Annotated in this window: 21 protein-coding genes; 17 read left to right on the forward strand and 4 right to left on the reverse strand. The window is 69.5% G+C overall.

What is annotated here, in order from left to right; all coding sequences use genetic code 11:
• Nucleotides 1–5: 5 nt before the first annotated feature.
• Both ACIP84_RS36900 and ACIP84_RS36905 read left to right on the forward strand, forming a co-directional pair.
• Nucleotides 6–236 (forward strand): hypothetical protein, encoded by a 231-nt coding sequence (locus ACIP84_RS36900; protein ID WP_401804418.1) that lies wholly within the window; start codon nucleotides 6–8, stop codon nucleotides 234–236.
• Between the two features lie 37 nt (nucleotides 237–273).
• Nucleotides 274–465, forward strand: coding sequence for a hypothetical protein (locus ACIP84_RS36905; protein ID WP_401804421.1), 192 nt, complete (start codon nucleotides 274–276; stop codon nucleotides 463–465).
• 4 nt (nucleotides 466–469) lie between these two features.
• Here ACIP84_RS36905 and ACIP84_RS36910 read toward each other — a convergent pair whose 3' ends face one another.
• Both ACIP84_RS36910 and ACIP84_RS36915 read right to left on the reverse strand, forming a co-directional pair.
• Nucleotides 470–718: a hypothetical protein gene (locus ACIP84_RS36910; RefSeq protein WP_401804424.1), complete on the reverse strand. Its 249-nt coding sequence runs from the start codon at nucleotides 716–718 to the stop codon at nucleotides 470–472.
• Nucleotides 715–957, reverse strand: a complete 243-nt coding sequence (locus ACIP84_RS36915; RefSeq protein ID WP_401804427.1) for a hypothetical protein — start codon at nucleotides 955–957, stop codon at nucleotides 715–717. Before ACIP84_RS36915 ends, ACIP84_RS36910 begins: the two co-directional genes overlap by 4 nt.
• An 84-nt stretch (nucleotides 958–1,041) precedes the next feature.
• Here ACIP84_RS36915 and ACIP84_RS36920 point away from each other — a divergent pair, with 84 nt between their 5' ends.
• The 14 genes from ACIP84_RS36920 (at nucleotide 1,042) to ACIP84_RS36985 (ending at nucleotide 11,491) form a co-directional block, all read left to right on the forward strand.
• The gene (locus tag ACIP84_RS36920; RefSeq protein ID WP_401804430.1) at nucleotides 1,042–1,632 is read left to right on the forward strand and encodes a hypothetical protein; all 591 of its coding nucleotides are present in this window, start codon (nucleotides 1,042–1,044) and stop codon (nucleotides 1,630–1,632) included.
• 105 nt (nucleotides 1,633–1,737) lie between these two features.
• Nucleotides 1,738–3,726, forward strand: coding sequence for a 2'-5' RNA ligase family protein (locus ACIP84_RS36925; protein WP_401804433.1), 1,989 nt, complete (start codon nucleotides 1,738–1,740; stop codon nucleotides 3,724–3,726).
• 167 nt (nucleotides 3,727–3,893) lie between these two features.
• On the forward strand, nucleotides 3,894–5,192 hold the full coding sequence (locus ACIP84_RS36930) for a phage major capsid protein (RefSeq protein WP_401804436.1): 1,299 nt from the start codon (nucleotides 3,894–3,896) through the stop codon (nucleotides 5,190–5,192).
• An 80-nt stretch (nucleotides 5,193–5,272) separates the two neighbouring features.
• Nucleotides 5,273–5,542, forward strand: a complete 270-nt coding sequence (locus tag ACIP84_RS36935) for a hypothetical protein (protein ID WP_401804438.1) — start codon at nucleotides 5,273–5,275, stop codon at nucleotides 5,540–5,542.
• Entirely contained in the window at nucleotides 5,539–6,786 is a 1,248-nt protein-coding gene (locus ACIP84_RS36940) for a hypothetical protein (protein ID WP_401804441.1), read from the forward strand. Before ACIP84_RS36935 ends, ACIP84_RS36940 begins: the two co-directional genes overlap by 4 nt.
• A 63-nt stretch (nucleotides 6,787–6,849) precedes the next feature.
• Nucleotides 6,850–7,332, forward strand: coding sequence for an IPT/TIG domain-containing protein (locus ACIP84_RS36945; protein WP_401804443.1), 483 nt, complete (start codon nucleotides 6,850–6,852; stop codon nucleotides 7,330–7,332).
• Nucleotides 7,333–7,399: 67 nt separating this feature from the next.
• Nucleotides 7,400–7,891, forward strand: a complete 492-nt coding sequence (locus tag ACIP84_RS36950; RefSeq protein ID WP_401804446.1) for a hypothetical protein — start codon at nucleotides 7,400–7,402, stop codon at nucleotides 7,889–7,891.
• 12 nt (nucleotides 7,892–7,903) lie between these two features.
• Entirely contained in the window at nucleotides 7,904–8,764 is an 861-nt protein-coding gene (locus tag ACIP84_RS36955; protein ID WP_401804449.1) for a hypothetical protein, read from the forward strand.
• A gap of 3 nt (nucleotides 8,765–8,767) precedes the next feature.
• A complete protein-coding gene (locus ACIP84_RS36960; RefSeq protein ID WP_401804452.1) occupies nucleotides 8,768–9,097 on the forward strand; it encodes a hypothetical protein in 330 nt (109 codons plus the stop codon).
• The gene (locus ACIP84_RS36965) at nucleotides 9,097–9,627 is read left to right on the forward strand and encodes a hypothetical protein (RefSeq protein WP_401804454.1); all 531 of its coding nucleotides are present in this window, start codon (nucleotides 9,097–9,099) and stop codon (nucleotides 9,625–9,627) included. Before ACIP84_RS36960 ends, ACIP84_RS36965 begins: the two co-directional genes overlap by 1 nt.
• Before the next feature lie 137 nt (nucleotides 9,628–9,764).
• The gene (locus ACIP84_RS36970) at nucleotides 9,765–10,028 is read left to right on the forward strand and encodes a hypothetical protein (protein ID WP_401804457.1); all 264 of its coding nucleotides are present in this window, start codon (nucleotides 9,765–9,767) and stop codon (nucleotides 10,026–10,028) included.
• A 2-nt stretch (nucleotides 10,029–10,030) separates the two neighbouring features.
• On the forward strand, nucleotides 10,031–10,474 hold the full coding sequence (locus tag ACIP84_RS36975) for a hypothetical protein (RefSeq protein ID WP_401804460.1): 444 nt from the start codon (nucleotides 10,031–10,033) through the stop codon (nucleotides 10,472–10,474).
• Nucleotides 10,471–10,824, forward strand: a complete 354-nt coding sequence (locus ACIP84_RS36980; RefSeq protein ID WP_401804462.1) for a hypothetical protein — start codon at nucleotides 10,471–10,473, stop codon at nucleotides 10,822–10,824. Before ACIP84_RS36975 ends, ACIP84_RS36980 begins: the two co-directional genes overlap by 4 nt.
• 73 nt (nucleotides 10,825–10,897) lie before the next feature.
• Nucleotides 10,898–11,491 carry a hypothetical protein gene (locus ACIP84_RS36985; RefSeq protein ID WP_401804465.1) on the forward strand — a complete coding sequence of 198 codons (594 nt, stop codon included), beginning with the start codon at nucleotides 10,898–10,900 and terminating at the stop codon, nucleotides 11,489–11,491.
• Between the two features lie 100 nt (nucleotides 11,492–11,591).
• Here ACIP84_RS36985 and ACIP84_RS36990 read toward each other — a convergent pair whose 3' ends face one another.
• Complete coding sequence (locus ACIP84_RS36990; protein ID WP_401804468.1) at nucleotides 11,592–12,530, reverse strand: ParA family protein; 939 nt, start codon at nucleotides 12,528–12,530, stop codon at nucleotides 11,592–11,594.
• An 11-nt stretch (nucleotides 12,531–12,541) separates the two neighbouring features.
• Nucleotides 12,542–13,915: a ParB/RepB/Spo0J family partition protein gene (locus ACIP84_RS36995; RefSeq protein WP_401804471.1), complete on the reverse strand. Its 1,374-nt coding sequence runs from the start codon at nucleotides 13,913–13,915 to the stop codon at nucleotides 12,542–12,544.
• Nucleotides 13,916–14,260: 345 nt separating this feature from the next.
• Here ACIP84_RS36995 and ACIP84_RS37000 point away from each other — a divergent pair, with 345 nt between their 5' ends.
• Nucleotides 14,261–14,788 carry a hypothetical protein gene (locus ACIP84_RS37000; RefSeq protein ID WP_401804474.1) on the forward strand — a complete coding sequence of 176 codons (528 nt, stop codon included), beginning with the start codon at nucleotides 14,261–14,263 and terminating at the stop codon, nucleotides 14,786–14,788.
• Nucleotides 14,789–14,853 lie beyond the last annotated feature (65 nt).

Consider the following 14,853-nt stretch of genomic DNA (forward strand, 5'->3'; position numbering starts at 1 on the left):
ACAGCATGAGGGTCATGGGCACGCTGGAGGACGGCGCCGCCTACGACGTGGAGGTCACCGGTCTGGAGGACCGGCCGGTGACCGGCTCCCGCCGCGTGCGGGCCCTGGTCGAGCAGCACACGGGCCGACCGGTCTTGCTCGGCCCGCTCGGTCCCCGGCGCACGCTGGAGCCCACCGACGCCGATGCCGTGCTGGCGCTCCTGCGAATTCACACGCGAGTGGTGGAGGTGTCCTAGGCTGCTGCCGGTACATCGGCCGACGCGAGGAGCAGCAGTGGGTGGCAGACGGTACGTCGCGCTCGAAACAGTCGTACCGGCCTGTGTCGCGCTGCTCGGCTTCGCTGCCGTGGTGCTTCCCGGAGACGGGCTCACCGCGGCGCGCTTCGCCACAGGTGCCGCGGTCTACCTGCTCACCGTCGGCGGACTGTACTTCGCCATCCGGAATCGCGTCGGGTCGAGGCGGTAGGCCCTCACACCGTGATGGCGAAGACCCAGAGGTGCGGATCGGGCCCCGGAAGAATGACGTAGTGGACGATCGCGGTGCGCGTCGTGATGACGCGAACCGACTCGTCCATCTCGTATTTGTCGGCCTGCGGCCACGTCCACGGGTCCTCGCAAGCGCGGACAACCGCCTCTTGCAGCTCCTCCCGGACCATGTTCGGCAGGTCACGGATCGTGCGTCCGACGTGGGCCGCGAACCGCGCAGGAACGGCGGTCACCGGCCGAAGACCTCCGCCATGTCCATCGCGCCGTCCTCGGGGCGGCCAGCGGCCTCCCACTGCGCAAGGGAAAGGCGCGCCAGCTCACGAGCGCGCTCCTCACGCTCGTCACCGCTCGGCGACTGAGCAGCGCGGAGCACCGCAGCCACGTAGTCATCTACCGGCAGCGCATGCCGCTCGGCCTCGTTTCGCACGCTGGCCGCCAGGCCGTCGTCTACAGACACCGTCAAGAGAGTCATGAGTCCGAGGGTAGCGAGCCGCTCGCGCGAGCGGCAGGGGATCAGCCCGAGACGCAAGCTGCCCCGGCCCCGACTCTGCCGCCCGTGGACTACGCATACGCCGTGAAGAACCTGCCCCAGCCTGCCGACCCGGCCGCCGGTGGCGTCCCCGACGCGCCCCCGCCGCCTGAGCTCAGGCCGCCGCAGGAAGACGACGCCCGCCCCTGGGCCGGGAATCTGTACGACGAGGGCGACGAGTCCGACCCGACCGAGGCGTACACCGCCCTGTCCGGCCCGAACGGGGAACAGGCGTGGCTCGATCTGGCAGAGGACGGCACCCTCACGGGCTGGGTGAGGGACGAGACCGGCCAGGTGTGGAGGTACTCCGACCCGGATACCTGGGCGATCGACGTGGACGACGCCGGGATGCAGGAGACCGGCGGCACGCGCGGCGAGCCTGCTGACTCCCCGGGGCAGGCCCCGGCGCCAGTCGACCCGGCAGATCCGAGCGCTCTCGACGCCCCGCCGCTCGAACTGGGCGCGTCCGACGACGTCGTCGACCTGGACGCCGAGGAGGACCCCGCCGGAGAAGACCCTGCGGCCGCCGACGAAGACCCTGAGGCGGAGGAGAACCCCGAGGACGAGGAGGACGAGGAGACCGGCACCCCCAAGAAGAAGGGTGGCAAGCCGTGGTGAGCACCCTCGGGAGCGTGACGGGGCGCAGGGCCAGCGGAGGACGCTAACCCCCCTGTAGGGGCACGGTGCACACCGCCCGAGACGTCCGCCAGGAGGAACCCCGCCGTGCCCCGTACCCCGCCACCGCCCAACACAACGGGCCGCCTGCCACAGACCAAGGGCGTAGTCCGCGCGATCTTCGCCGTCACCGGCGTCGTGGACGAAGTCGAAGACCTGATCCTTCCGGGTGCCTTCACCCGCACCCTCGCCACGCGCCGCGTGAAGTCGGTCTGGCACCACGAGTGGAAGGACCCCGTCGGCGCGGTCCTCACAATCGAGGAGTGGATGCCCGGAGACCCGCGCTTCAGGACCATCCCTGGCGGGTCGGTCTGGCCGACCGAAGCGGGTGCCCTCGTCGCATCCGTCCAGTTCAACCTGCGGACCAGCCGCGGCCGCGACGCCTACGAGCAGGTCAAGCAGTGGCACGAGAACGGCGAAGCCGCCTTCTCCATCGGCTACAAGGTGCCGCCGGGCGGAGCCTCAAAGCGCCACGACGGCGTCCGCATCATCCACGACCTCACCCTCTACGAGATCAGCCCCGTCCTCCACGGAGCCCACCCCCTGACGCGCAGCCTGGAAGTCAAGGCCGCGGCCACGACCGCAGAGACAGACCTGGAGCGCAAGGCCACCTGGTCCGCCGTCGAGCTGAAGGGCGCCGAAACGCAGGTCGGCCGCGGAGCGATGGTGGCACTCAGCCTCCCGCCCGACGTCGCCGCCCAGATCGCGCACCCGGACGGCACCGCCCCGGAGCATCTACACATCACGCTCGCCTACCTTGGCGATGCCGCCGCCCTCGGCGGCCACCCCGACGACCTCCGCGACATCATCGCCCCTGCGGCCGCCGACGCTACGCCGCTGAAGGGCATCATCGGCGGCCTCGGCCGGTTCCCCGACCACGGCAGCGGCGAAGCGACCTGGGTGCCAGTCGACGTGCCGGGCCTGGCCGAACTGCAACAGCGCGTTGCCGAGGCCCTGAGGGGCTCCATCTACTCCGACAAGGTCGACACCAAGCACGGCTTCACCCCCCACGTGACCCTCGGGTACGACCTGCCCGACGCCTCACCCATCCCGTCGACCCCCGTGGTGTTCGACCACATCACCGTCGTCCGAGGCGGTGATCAGTACCGCGTCCCCCTCAACCAGCCCGAGCCGGAGGCCCCCGCAGCCCAGCCGGCCTCGATCGAGGCGAAGTCAGCCGCGCAGATCGTCCTGGAAGCCAAGTCCCTGCGTCCGGCCCGCAGAGCGCCCGAACGGAAGTCCGCGGCGCAGATCGTCCTGGAAGCGAAGTCCGTCCCCCTCCCGGAGTCCGCCATGCGCCCCATGCCCCTGTCGTACGAGCAGCTGCACATTCGCCTCAGCGACGCTGTCCGCCAGCTCTGGAAGTCCGCCGACAGCATGGGCGACTGCTACGTGTGCGTGGAGGCGACCTACCCCGACCACGTCATCGCCACCCGGCACAACGACGGCATCACCACCACCTACTCCATCCCCTACACGGTCGCCGGCCGAGACATCGACCTCGGGACGGCGTCCGAAGTCGAGCTCACCACCGTGGCGCTGCCGGTCACCGGCGACACCCACGCCGTGGGCGGCGACGAAGAGATCGACGCTCGGTACGTCCTCCCGGCCGCCGCCGTCCTGAACGACGCCACGGCTCTGATCGAAGTCTCGGACGCCGGCCCGAGCCACCTTCAGTCCCTCCAGCCCCACATCACCGAACTTCTCAGCACTCTCGCGAAGAAGGGCCTCCCCATGACCGACACCAACGTCCCGCCCGGCTCCTCCCTGAACCTGTGGGACGACGAGTACGACGTCGTCGACGGCTGGGGCGACGACCCCGACGACGAGGCTGTTCCCCGTGGGAACACCTCCGAGGAGAAGTCCGACGAGGGCGAGGACTACGACGACGAGGAGACGGACGACGCGGCTGTTCCCACGGGGAACACCTCGGGGCCGGACGCCATGGGCACGGGCGACCCGGTCGAGGACGATGCCGCCCGCGTCCGACTCGACGCCGACGAGGTCAAGGCCGCCCTCGCATCCCTGACCCTCTGACCTGCTCAATCCTCGGGCTCCCGGCGGCACGAACTTTCGTGCCCGGGAGCCCGAGACGGTAGTACCCGAACTCTCCTTCACTGCGCCTCGCGTTGAGGCGTCCCGGTGCTGGCCGGGCGAGCGACGCACGCCATCGCCCATCCAGCACAGGAGAGTGCAAGCACACCATGGCTACCGCCACCGACAAGGGCCTCATCCGCTCCCTCAAGGGCCAGCTCGCCGAGAAGTCGGCGGAGGCCGAGCGCATCGCCGGCACCTTCAAGGAAGAGAACGGCGCCTTCGTCGTCTCCACCGAGCAGCGCAACGCGTACGTCAAGGCCGTACGCGACGCCCAGGAGATCAAGGGCCTCCTCGACGCCGCCCAGGGCGCCGAGACCCTCACCGGCTACCTCGACGCCCCCGATGGCTCCTCCGCCGCCGGGCAGTTCTACGGCAGCGCCGCGCACGCCGGTCCCGAGGTCAAGAGCCTCGGCGACTACTTCGTGGAGTCCGACGCCTTCCAGCGCGCCCGCGGCAAGGAATTCAAGGAGCGGCCGTTCATCCGCGCCGAGATCGAGGGGAAGTCCATCTTCTCCCTCTCCGCCGGCACCCACACCGTCCAGGCTCTCGGCTCCGCCCAAGACCTCGGCATCACCGAGGCCCAGCGGCGCAAGTGGCACATCCGCGACCTCTTCCCGAAGGCCAAGACCAAGTCCGCGGTCCTCATCGGCATCCGCGAGACCGGCTGGACGAACAACGCGGCTCAGACGCCTGAGCGCCGGGCGGCCGACGGCGTCTCCGCGCCGACCGGCCTCGACAGCGACGTGTTCGGCCGGGCCCCGCGGTCGAAGCTGAAGCTGGAGACCGTGAATTTTCCGATCTCGGAAATTTCCCACATGCTCGACAGCCACAAGAACATCCTGTCGGACGAGCCGCGGCTGAAGCAGTTCATCAACAGCCGGCTCATCGAGGGCATCAAGTTCGCCGAGGACTACGACCTGCTCCACAGCCAGGGCAGCGACGGCACGTCCATCGTCGGCCTCTTCAACACCCCCGGCATCCAGACCTACACCGGCTCGAACACCGACAAGTTCTCCATCCAGGTCCGGCGCGCCATGACCAAGGCCCTGATCGCCGAGTACGACCCGAGCGGCCTCGTGGTCAGCCCGTCCATGTGGGAGCAGGTCGAGGTCGAGACCGACGACAACGGCGCCTTCCGCGTCGCGCTCCAGGTCGCCGTCGGCGCGCAGAAGCGCGTCTGGCGCCTGAACGTCATTGAGTCGACGGCCATGCCGGACGACAACTACCTGCTCGGCGCATTCGGGATGGGGGCTCAGCTCTACGACCGGGAGAACGTCTCGGTCACTGTCTCCTCGGAGAACTCGGACAACTTCGAGCGGGGCGTTCTGACGTTCCGAGCCGACGAACGTCTGGCGCTTGAGGTTTCTCGCCCGGAGAGTTTCGTAGTAGGCACCTGGGCCCGCTGACCCTTACATGCGGAGACCTGACGCGGGGCCGGACCGTACGGTCCGGCCCCGCACCACATACCGAGAGAGCGAGGACTGCCGTGGCAGACACCAACGAGCTGGGCACGGCCCTCACCCAGCTCCTGAACGAGCCCGAGCCCCCGCGGGGGCCACGTTGCACCGTCGGGTCCGTCCTCGACGACCTGGACGCCGACACCGCCGCGAAGTTCCGCATCGTGCTGGACAACCCTGCCGTCACCGCCACGCGAATCGCTGACACCCTCACCAGCAGCGGCCACCGCGTCCAGGCGCCGGCCGTTGCCCGCCACCGCCGCCGCGGTGGCTCCAACGGTTGCAGGTGCCCGCGATGAGCCTTGGAGACGACCTCGACGCGCTGCTCAAGCCCGCCGCCGCAGAACAGACGACCCCGCCGGAGACCACCCGCCCGACACCCCCGGTCCCCAAGGGCTGGGAGCCCGGCGTCCGGTACGAGCCCGGCGGCAGCATGCTCGTCACCGCCCCAGCTGCCGACCCCCCGCCCCAGGACGAGGCGGGATGGAGAGCCCGCGTCGAAGAACTGGGCCTGGTCGTCCCCAACGGCTACCGCGTCCGCCTGGTCGAGGCACGCCACGATCCTGCCGCCTGGCACCGCGACGCCCAGGGCGAGGACGCCGTCACACGCCCCGTCTGGCGCTGCCGCTACCTGATCGAGCCATCCGCCCCCGGCTGGGCATCCGCCGAAGACCTCAACAGCCTCATCCACGACGTGATGCGCCGCAGCCGCGCCCCCCGCACGCCTGCCGCGTCCACCGACCGCGCCCTCGCCGTGGTGTACGCCGACCCGCAGGCCGGGAAAGTCGGCCGCGACGGTGGCACCCGCGAGCTCGTCGCCCGAGTCGCCGAGCGGTTCGACCGGCTCCAGGACCACGTTCGCGACCTCGGCAAGGTCGGCCGGGCCCCCGACTCCGCATACTGGCTCGACGCCGGCGACTGCATCGAGGGCCAGGAGAACGTGGCCAGTCAGGCGTTCACGAACGACCTGACCATGACGCAGATGGTCCGCATGCACCGTCGGCTCACCTTCGAGGGCCTGGACCGCCTCGCCTCGGTTTTCCCCCGGGTCGTGGCCGCGACGTGCGGCTCGAACCACGCCCGAGTCCGACGCGGCAAGGAGGCCATCGGCCCGCCCGAGGACGACTGGGGTATCGAGGTCATGTCACAGATCGCCGACGCCTACGCCAAGAACACGGACGCGTACGGGCACGTCAGCTTCGTGACCCCCGAGCCGTGGCGAGACACCGTCTCCCTGGACATGGCGGGCACCATCGTCGGCCTCAACCACGGCCACCAGTACGCCCGGCCGGAGAAAGCCCCGGACTGGTGGAGAGGCCAGACCTTCGGCCGACAGCCCATCGCCGACGCCAAGATCCTCGTCTCCGGCCACTTCCATCACTTCCGCGCCCAGCAGCTCGGAGCCGGCCGCCTGTGGGTGCAAGCCCCGACGCTGGACAACGGCAGTGACTGGTACGCCATGCGCAGCGGCGAGGTATCCCAGCCCGGTCTGCTCGTCTTCTCGGTGACCGCCGATGGCTGGGACGACCTACGCATCCTGTGACCGGGACTCAAGCTCACTCGATCCGGCACGCTGCGCCCTTCGAACTCACCTGAGAGGACCCCCATGGGCATCTACAACGCCGCTGGCACCCGCATCACCAAGGCTGGCTTCCCGGCGACCACAGCCCCGAACCCGCTGATGCGGGTCACCGCCGACGTCTACGCCACCCGTCGCCACGACGAGGGAACCCGCCCCAACGACACCCGCGACAGCGTGCCGGAGGGCTCCATCCGCACCCTCCTGTACAAGGCCGGAGCGCTGGTGCGGCAGTCCCAGATCGACGCGCTGTTCCCCTCGGCCACCATCGCCACCGTCAGCCCGGCCACGGGACCGGCGGCCGGCGGCACGGTCGTCACCATCACCGGTACCAACCTGGACGGCGTCGCCGACGTCAAGTTCGGCAGCACCGCGGGCACCAACCTCAAGGTGCTGACCGCCGGGAAGATCCAGGTGACCAGCCCGGCAGGCGCGGCGGGCGCGGTCAACGTCGTCGTCGGCGACGAGGCCGGGGCCGTCACCAAGACCGGCGGCTACACCTACGCCTGACCGAGACGGTAGCGGCACCCGCGGGCCAGGGTTCTCCCTCCACACCGATCCACGCCAGGAGGACCCTGTGCCCACGCCCCGCACCCGCAAGACCACATCCGACACCGAGGAGAAGATCCCGGCCACCACCGTCGGCACCGAGCCCGCTGACGCCACCGAGGACAAGGCGGCGCCCGGCGACACCGAGACGAACATCCCCGAGGCCGTGGAGACCAAGGCCCCGGACGTCGCGCCGCTGGAGCCCCCAACCGACCTGGAGCCCATTCCGGAGCCCGAGCTGCTGACCACCGCTCAGCAGCTCCTCCCCGCCACGATCGGCGACCGAGTGGAAGACGAAGCCACCGGCCAGCCGCCGACCGACCCGGACGCGGTCTTCGTGCCCGTCCCGCCGTACGGCACGACCTTCCGCTGCACCGTTCGCCTCATCGAGCACGTCGGCATGGGCGCCTACAACACGCCCGCCACCCGCCTGCTCGTCCCCGTGGGCGCGCAGCTGAAGCGGCAGCAGATGGAGAGGGTCGTCGCCCGGCTCCACGCCCAGCTCGCGGCCGCCGAGTAAGGAGACGTCCAGGTGACGGTGTACGACTACCAACCCGTGTACGGCGGCGCTGCGTGCGACCCAGGCTCGAACGGAGGGAGCGTCTCCAGGATCGACCTCTACACCGCACCGGAGCGCACCGGAGCTCCAGCGGCCACGGCCGGCCCGGCGGCACGTCTGCGAGCCGCGACCTACCGGTTCACGCTCCCCGACCTGCCGGACGGACGGTACTGGTGCACCGTCACCTTCACCCCGGGCGCCAACACTCACCCCGCCACCGACCGCACCGTCAAGATCGACTTCCCCCTCGGCACAGGGCTGCTCGCGTCAGCTGAGCAGATCGCCGACAAGCTGAACGTGCCGCTCCCACTCAGCGCCGCGCAGCGCGAGGCCTTCCGGGACGCCATCGCCGACGCGCAGAGCGACGTCGCGGGACATCTCGGCCGGCCGCTGCTCCCCACCCCACGGACACTGACGGACGCCCGGCCACTCTTCGGCTACGACCTCCTCGACGCGAGGGCGTGGCCCCTCAACGGCGTGGACGACATCGTCACCGTCGCCGGCGTCACAGAGAAGGCGGACGACCGATACGACGTCGACCTCCTGGTCGGCCTGGACGCCGCAGCGGAGAAGCCCATCGTCCGCTACGTCGTAGCCCACGCTGCGGAAACCCTCCGCAACGACCCGGCCGCAGGAGGCGGGCGCCGGGTCACCTCCGTCTCAGCGGAAGGGCAGTCCATCAGCTACGAGGCCGCCCCCAGCGCAGGACAGCCCGGCAGCCTCCCCACGCTCGACTCCCTCAACGACTTCCGGAAGCTGCTCCTGCGCCCCCTGCCCGTCGTCCCCGCCCAGCCCTGGCCGTACGGCCAGGGCCGGCGCTACACCAGGTGGTGAACCGTGGCCGTCGTCCTCCCCGACCGGCAGCTCACCGCGTTCGTCCTCACCCACCCGTGGGGCCGTGACGCGCGCGGGGTTGCCGTACCGCCCCCGCCGGACGCGCGACCTGCGCCCCGCGGCACGTGGCCCGGCGCCGCCAACGAGCAGACCGACGGCTCATGGACGTTGCGCGTGGACCCCGAAGCCTGGCCACTGGAGCCCGGCGACGTCCTCAGCGACGGAACCCGAACCTGGACCGTCGGCACAGCCCTGCTCAAGCGCGTGCCGGGATACGGCGCCGCCGACTACATCGCCGTCGTGGCCGCGCTGAACCCGCCCGAGGTGCCCTGATGGCGAAGTTCCATGCCGAGCCAGGCCTTGAGCAGAAGCTCGCCCGACTCATCGCCCCCCAGATCCACGAGATCGCGAAGCGCGTCGAGAGGCAGGCCAAGGTCTTTGCCCCGCCGACGAAGAAGTGGATCACCGTCGCCGACGAACGCGTCCGCCCCACGCACGTTGCCGCGCACAACCAGGAGGTGCCCGACAACCTGCGATTCAAGGTGAACTCCATGAAGTGGGACCGCGAGCACCGCGGCCTGGGCCCTCTCACGTACATGAAGGCCCCGCGCGACGAGTCCTCCCGAGCCGTCGCCAACCTCAAGAACTGCCGGTGCCACGCTCAACGCATCTCCGACGGCATCTCCCGGAACATCCGCACCCTGCCGCCCGTCGTCGTGGGTTCGACCGTCACCGTCAAGGTCATCGCCGAAGGCGAGTGGGTCGTCCCTGCTGAGATCGGCACCGTCTATCCAGGGAACCTGGAAGCGAAGGGCACCTACTACATGGCGCGCGCCACCGCGGCGGTCGCCGCAAGCACGTAGCTGTTCCCCAGGGGAACAGCCGCGCCGAGGAGCACACCCCTGTCCGACCATCACCGGCGGGCCGAGGTGTTCCCCCGGGGAACAGCCGCGCTGGGAGGGGGCGACACAAGCCGCCCGCTCCTGCACTCTTCCGCTCCATGACGAACCCCCGTAAGACCACCACGACAGCCGAGACCACCGCCGACACCGCCCCGACAGCCACCGATGACACCGCGACTGCGCCGGCCACGGCCGTGGCCGGCCCGCCCCTTCGTGAGGGACAGAGCCCGGAGAAGGTCGTGCTCGCCCACCACCTCGTGATCGGCGGACGCGACTACCGGCCGGGCGAGAGCGTCCACGTCTCTCCTGACTACGCCCGCCAGCTCCGCGGCAACGGCTACATCGCCCGCGGGCGCGGCTGACCATGGCCAGCGCCTACGCCCTCGCCGACGCGGACGAGGTCGCGGCCCTTCTTGCGTGGCTCGCCCAGCACCCTCGGGTAACCGAGATCCTGGGCGGGCCCGGCCGAGTCTCTGGCGAGCGCGAGGCCCCCTGGCCGCACCTGCGCGTCGCAGCCGGCCCCGGTGGCGACCTCGGCAACCTGACGTGGCGCACCGAACCGGAAGTGTCGCTGGAGCTGTATGGCGACCTCAGCGGCTGGCCGGGCCCCGCCGAGCTCGCCCGGATCCTCAAGGTCTGTGCCGTCGCCGCAACCGAGGTTGTCGACGCGCCACCCCGCCCCGGCTACTCCGTCATCACCGGAGTCCGGCCGTCGGGCGTACTGCTCGAATCGCCCCTGGAAACAGGCCAGCCCCGATGGGTCATGGGGCTGCTCGTCGCCCAGCACCCCAACCCGGAGACACCGTGACGCTCACCCACACCCTGAACCCGGCCGACGTGATGATCGCCCCCGTCGGCACCGCCCCGACCGACAACGCCAACTGGCGGCCTCTGGAGAGCATCAGCTACGTCGAGACCGAACACCACCACCAGGCCCTCGCCGGAAGCCTGCCGCTCCGCGAAGCCCAGACCCTGGACGCAATCGCCTTCAAGTACGCCATCCCGCGGCCCTTGAGCACTGCATGCGAGGCCGCTCTCACCCGCATCGGTGAGCACGCTCAGCGGGCGCGCGTCGCCAAGATCCTCGTGGGGGCGGCGCTGGCCGCGCCGCGGTGGCCCTGCCCCACCCCGTTTGCAGCTGTGCCCGCCCGCTCGTGAGCCCGGGACGGTAGCGCCTCGCCTTCCACATCGTGGCCCGGCCCCAACCCCCGGCCACGAGGAGCCCACCGCCATGGCAGGCGAGATCACCAACGCAGCACAGATCGTCGTACCCGCACGAACCCGACTCTGGCTCGGCGTCGTCGGCACCACCGCACCCGCGGACGCCACGGTGGAAATGCCGACGGGGTGGTACTCCGTGGGTCTGACCACCGAGGACAGCCTCAAGTTCAACGAGGAACCCCAGTTCGAGCAGGTCAAGAGCGCCCAGACCGACTTCCCCAGCCGCACCTTCCAGACCAGCGACAGCGCGACCATTGAGGTCGACCTCCAGCAGTGGAACGCGAAGAACTTCAAGGCCGTCTTCGGCGGCGGCACGATCTCCGAGATCACCCCGGCCGGCGGGGGCGTGGGAGTCAAGCACTACAAGTTCGCGCCCCCGCGCATCGGAGGCCGAACCGAGATCGCCGCCTGCATCGAGGTCATCGACGGCGGCAAGGTGTACCGCTACGTCATCCCGCGCGCCATGCAGATGGAGGGCGTGCAGACCGACCTCCAGAAGTCGAAGGAGGCAGTGCTGCCGCTGCGCCTGGCCGTGCAGGGCGGCGACGACGCGGACGCGTGGTACCTGATCACCAACGACCCTGCTTTCTCCGAAGCCCCGTAGTCTGACGGGGTACAACGACAAGGCCCGTACTGGGCGTGGGAGATGCAGACTTCCACGATCAGTACGGGCCTTCACTGTTCCCCTGGGGAACGCACCGCCCCTACGGGTTCAGGTCGACGAACCCGAGTGCCGTAGCGAGCTTGTTGTAGTCCTCGATCGGCGCGGCGTTGCGGGGACCGAAGGCGTGCACCGGGGCTTGCCGACGGTGCTGCTGCCGGATGTAGCTGCTCCAGCGAACCTTGTGGAGCTCGACGTGCCCGCTGTACGTCGCCGTCATGGACTCCACGGTCATGTCGCCTTCGGCATCCGGACGCCCCGGGGTAGGCGTCCCACACATCATGACGTGCTTGATCGTTGGCGCGGTCTTGCGGCGACGGGAGTTCGCGTTCTGAGTCCTCTTCATCTCCGCGAGTTCCTCGAAGGTGGCCTTCAGGTCGGTCTCCTCCTTGCTCGTGACGAGTACCGGAGGAAGGATCTCGTCGTCCTCCTGGAACGGAGTCAGAACCGAGACACCCAGCTTGCTGAGCGACGCCGGCAGATCGAGCAGCCAGACGTCGTCGTCGCCCTCAAAGTCGTCGCACAGGTCGCGGAACCAGCCGAGGAGGAACCCGTCCTGCGTGCTCTCGGTGTCGAAGTTCTTGACGTTCCGGGAGCCGGGCACGATCTGAAGGTTCGGGATCTCCTCGTACTCCGCGGGCAGCATTTGGCCCTCGTTGTCGGGGTCGGGCCGCTCGGGCGCGACAAGATAGCGGTAGGGGACGCTGCAACTATCCAGGGGGGCGCCGTGCATCAGGTCGTAGACGGTGCCCTGGCCGGCGGGCAGCTCGTCCATCGCGCAGGCGATGTGACTGGCGCTCCGCTGGTGGTCGAAGTCGAAGACGCGAACCTTGTAGCCGCGCAGTGCCAGGGTCACGGCCAGCATGATGATGCTGCTGGTCTTGGCGCTTCCGCCGCTGATGATGAGTGCGGCGATCAGCAGCGGCCAGTTACGGCCGCCAGGCCGTGTGTCGCGCTTTCGGGGCAGTGATTGGAGAGACATGCGGGCTCCGGTCAGTCGATGAGGTCAGCGTCGGCGGCGTCTTCGTTGGGGAAGGGAATCGTGTACTTCGCGAGCTGGCGACGCTCCCACTCCGACTCGGGTACGTGCTTGCCCGCGTCGATCAGGAGACGGACGTGCTCGGCGTCATGCCGGTCCCACTGGCGGCGCCCATCACGCGCGCGAATCTCGGAGGCGGCGAGGGCTGTGGCGAAGGTGACGGTCTTGATCAGGTCGGCGTTGCCGGAAGACAGCACCGCCTCGAAGTACGACTCGGTGTCGGTGATCTCGAAGCCGGACTTGCCTGCCTCGCGAAGCCATCTCTGGGCACGGCTGCGAGCGGCTGCCTGCTGAGTGGGCGCCAGCAGTGCACGAGCGAAGAGCGCGTCAGACTGCTCGGGGCTGAGCTCGGCGGCCGTAGTGATCATGCTCAGGCATGTCTGGTCCCGGTCCGCAGAAGCGTGCTGGCGCTGTGCCGTCTCGCGGTCTGCGCCCGGCTTGGCAATCGAAGTGGCGGGCTTCTGAGGCGCGACGAGCTTCTGCTCCTTGGGCCCCTCCGCGTCGCCTGCGTCGAGGCCCTTGCTGGGGGCTGGCTCTGCCTGCTCGGGCGGGGCGTTCAACTCCGAAGTCTCCGCGACTTCCTGAGAGGTCTCGACGTCTCCGGCGGCCCGGGGCTCGGGCACGTTGTTCCCCTGGGGAACAGCTTCCCCACTCCGCAGGCGCCGGACGGCCTCCTTCAGCGACAGCGGCTCCTCACCGCTCATAAGCTCCCACGCGGCGAGCTGCTCTTCCGGTGTGCTGAGCTCGGATCCAATGGCGCGAGCAACGGTAACGCCAGGGCCGCCTTCGGTACCCACGATCCCTTGGAGCTCTGCGGGGAGCTTCAGCAGCTCCATGCGGCGGGAGACATGAGCCGGCGTCTTCAGGCTGAGCTCGTCGGCGATCTCGCGGTAGCTCATGCCCTCCTCAGTGTGCATGCGGTGGAACGTCCGGGCCTCTTCCACCGGAGACAGCTGCTTCCGGTGAAAGTTCTCTGCGAAGAGGATGCGGCGGATCTTCGGCGCGAGATCGTTCCGAAGAACTGCCGTGATCTTGTCCAGTCCGATGAGCTGTGTAGCGCGCCAGCGGCGTTCACCGAAGGCGAGGACGTACTTGGTGGTGATGCCTGCTGCGGCTTCCGGGAAGTGCTTGGCGAACTCCCCGGTGTGCATCACGGTGACGTCCTGGACCAGGCCGTCAATTCGGATGCTGTCTGCGAGTCCGGTCAGGTCGCCCAGGTCGCGGTCGTTGTAGGGGTTGGCCGTGATGTCCTCGACGGCGATGGTGAGCCCTTCGCCGTTCACCTCGCTCTGCGGCACGGCCCAGAACTGGGAGCCCTGTGTCACCACCTGAGCAGGTCCCGCCGAAGGGGAAGCGCCTCCGGCACCCCCGCCCTTGGTTCCCTTGGAGGCGCGCTTCAGTGATCCAGCCACGGATGTCCTTTCAATCGTTGGCTGATGGTTTTCCGGTAGAGGCTATCGGCCAGACCCCCCGGGTCTGCGTCCAGATGGGGGGAACACGCGGCAGCTGTTCCCCGCGGGAACACCTTCGCTAGTCGGCCGGTGCTATCAAGGTTGATAGGAGAGGCCGGCTCGGCGCACACTTCTCCGCACCGTGCCGGGCGCCCGAGACGCAAGCTGCGCGCCTTCCATACCTTCCCCGGGCTTCGACAACCCGACCCGGGAGGACCGGCCATGACCTTCGCAATCGACCTCGACGCCGAGCGGCGTGAGGTGCAGTACCCGAACGGCATCCCCGTGCTGCTGAACGGCGAGCAGTTCATCTTCCCGGCGGAGGTCCCGGCCGACTGCCTCGATCCGCTGTTCTCCGACGAGCTGGACCTCATGGGCCTCCTCAGCGACGTCGTCAACGCAGAGAGTTCGACCACCACGGCCGGCGAGATCGTGGAGGTGCTCTTCAAGCGCCCGAAGCTCCCGGCCCTGTTCTACCGAGCGATCAAGGACATCTATCGCGAGCTCCTCGGCGCGCAGACGTACGCGGAGTTCAAGGCCGCCCGCCCCTCCATCCCCGACTACGTCCGCCTCACCAAGGCCCTCGTCACCGTCTACGGGGTGGACCTGGGAAAGCTCTTCAGGTCGGGCAGCTCCTCCGCGAGCGATTCGCAGCCGTCGAGTCCGACCTCTCCCGCTACCACCGACTCGACGCCCGAGGCGTCTGGCTCCGCCCCGGCCAGCCCGGATTCATCGGACTCCGACGACTGATCTCACTCATCGACGGACTGCCCGAAGAGTCCCGCGTCACCTCCGGCCCGATAAGCGGCTGGACC

The organism is Streptomyces sp. NPDC088707 (genome assembly GCF_044752725.1).
Classification (GTDB): Bacteria; Actinomycetota; Actinomycetes; order Streptomycetales; family Streptomycetaceae; genus Streptomyces.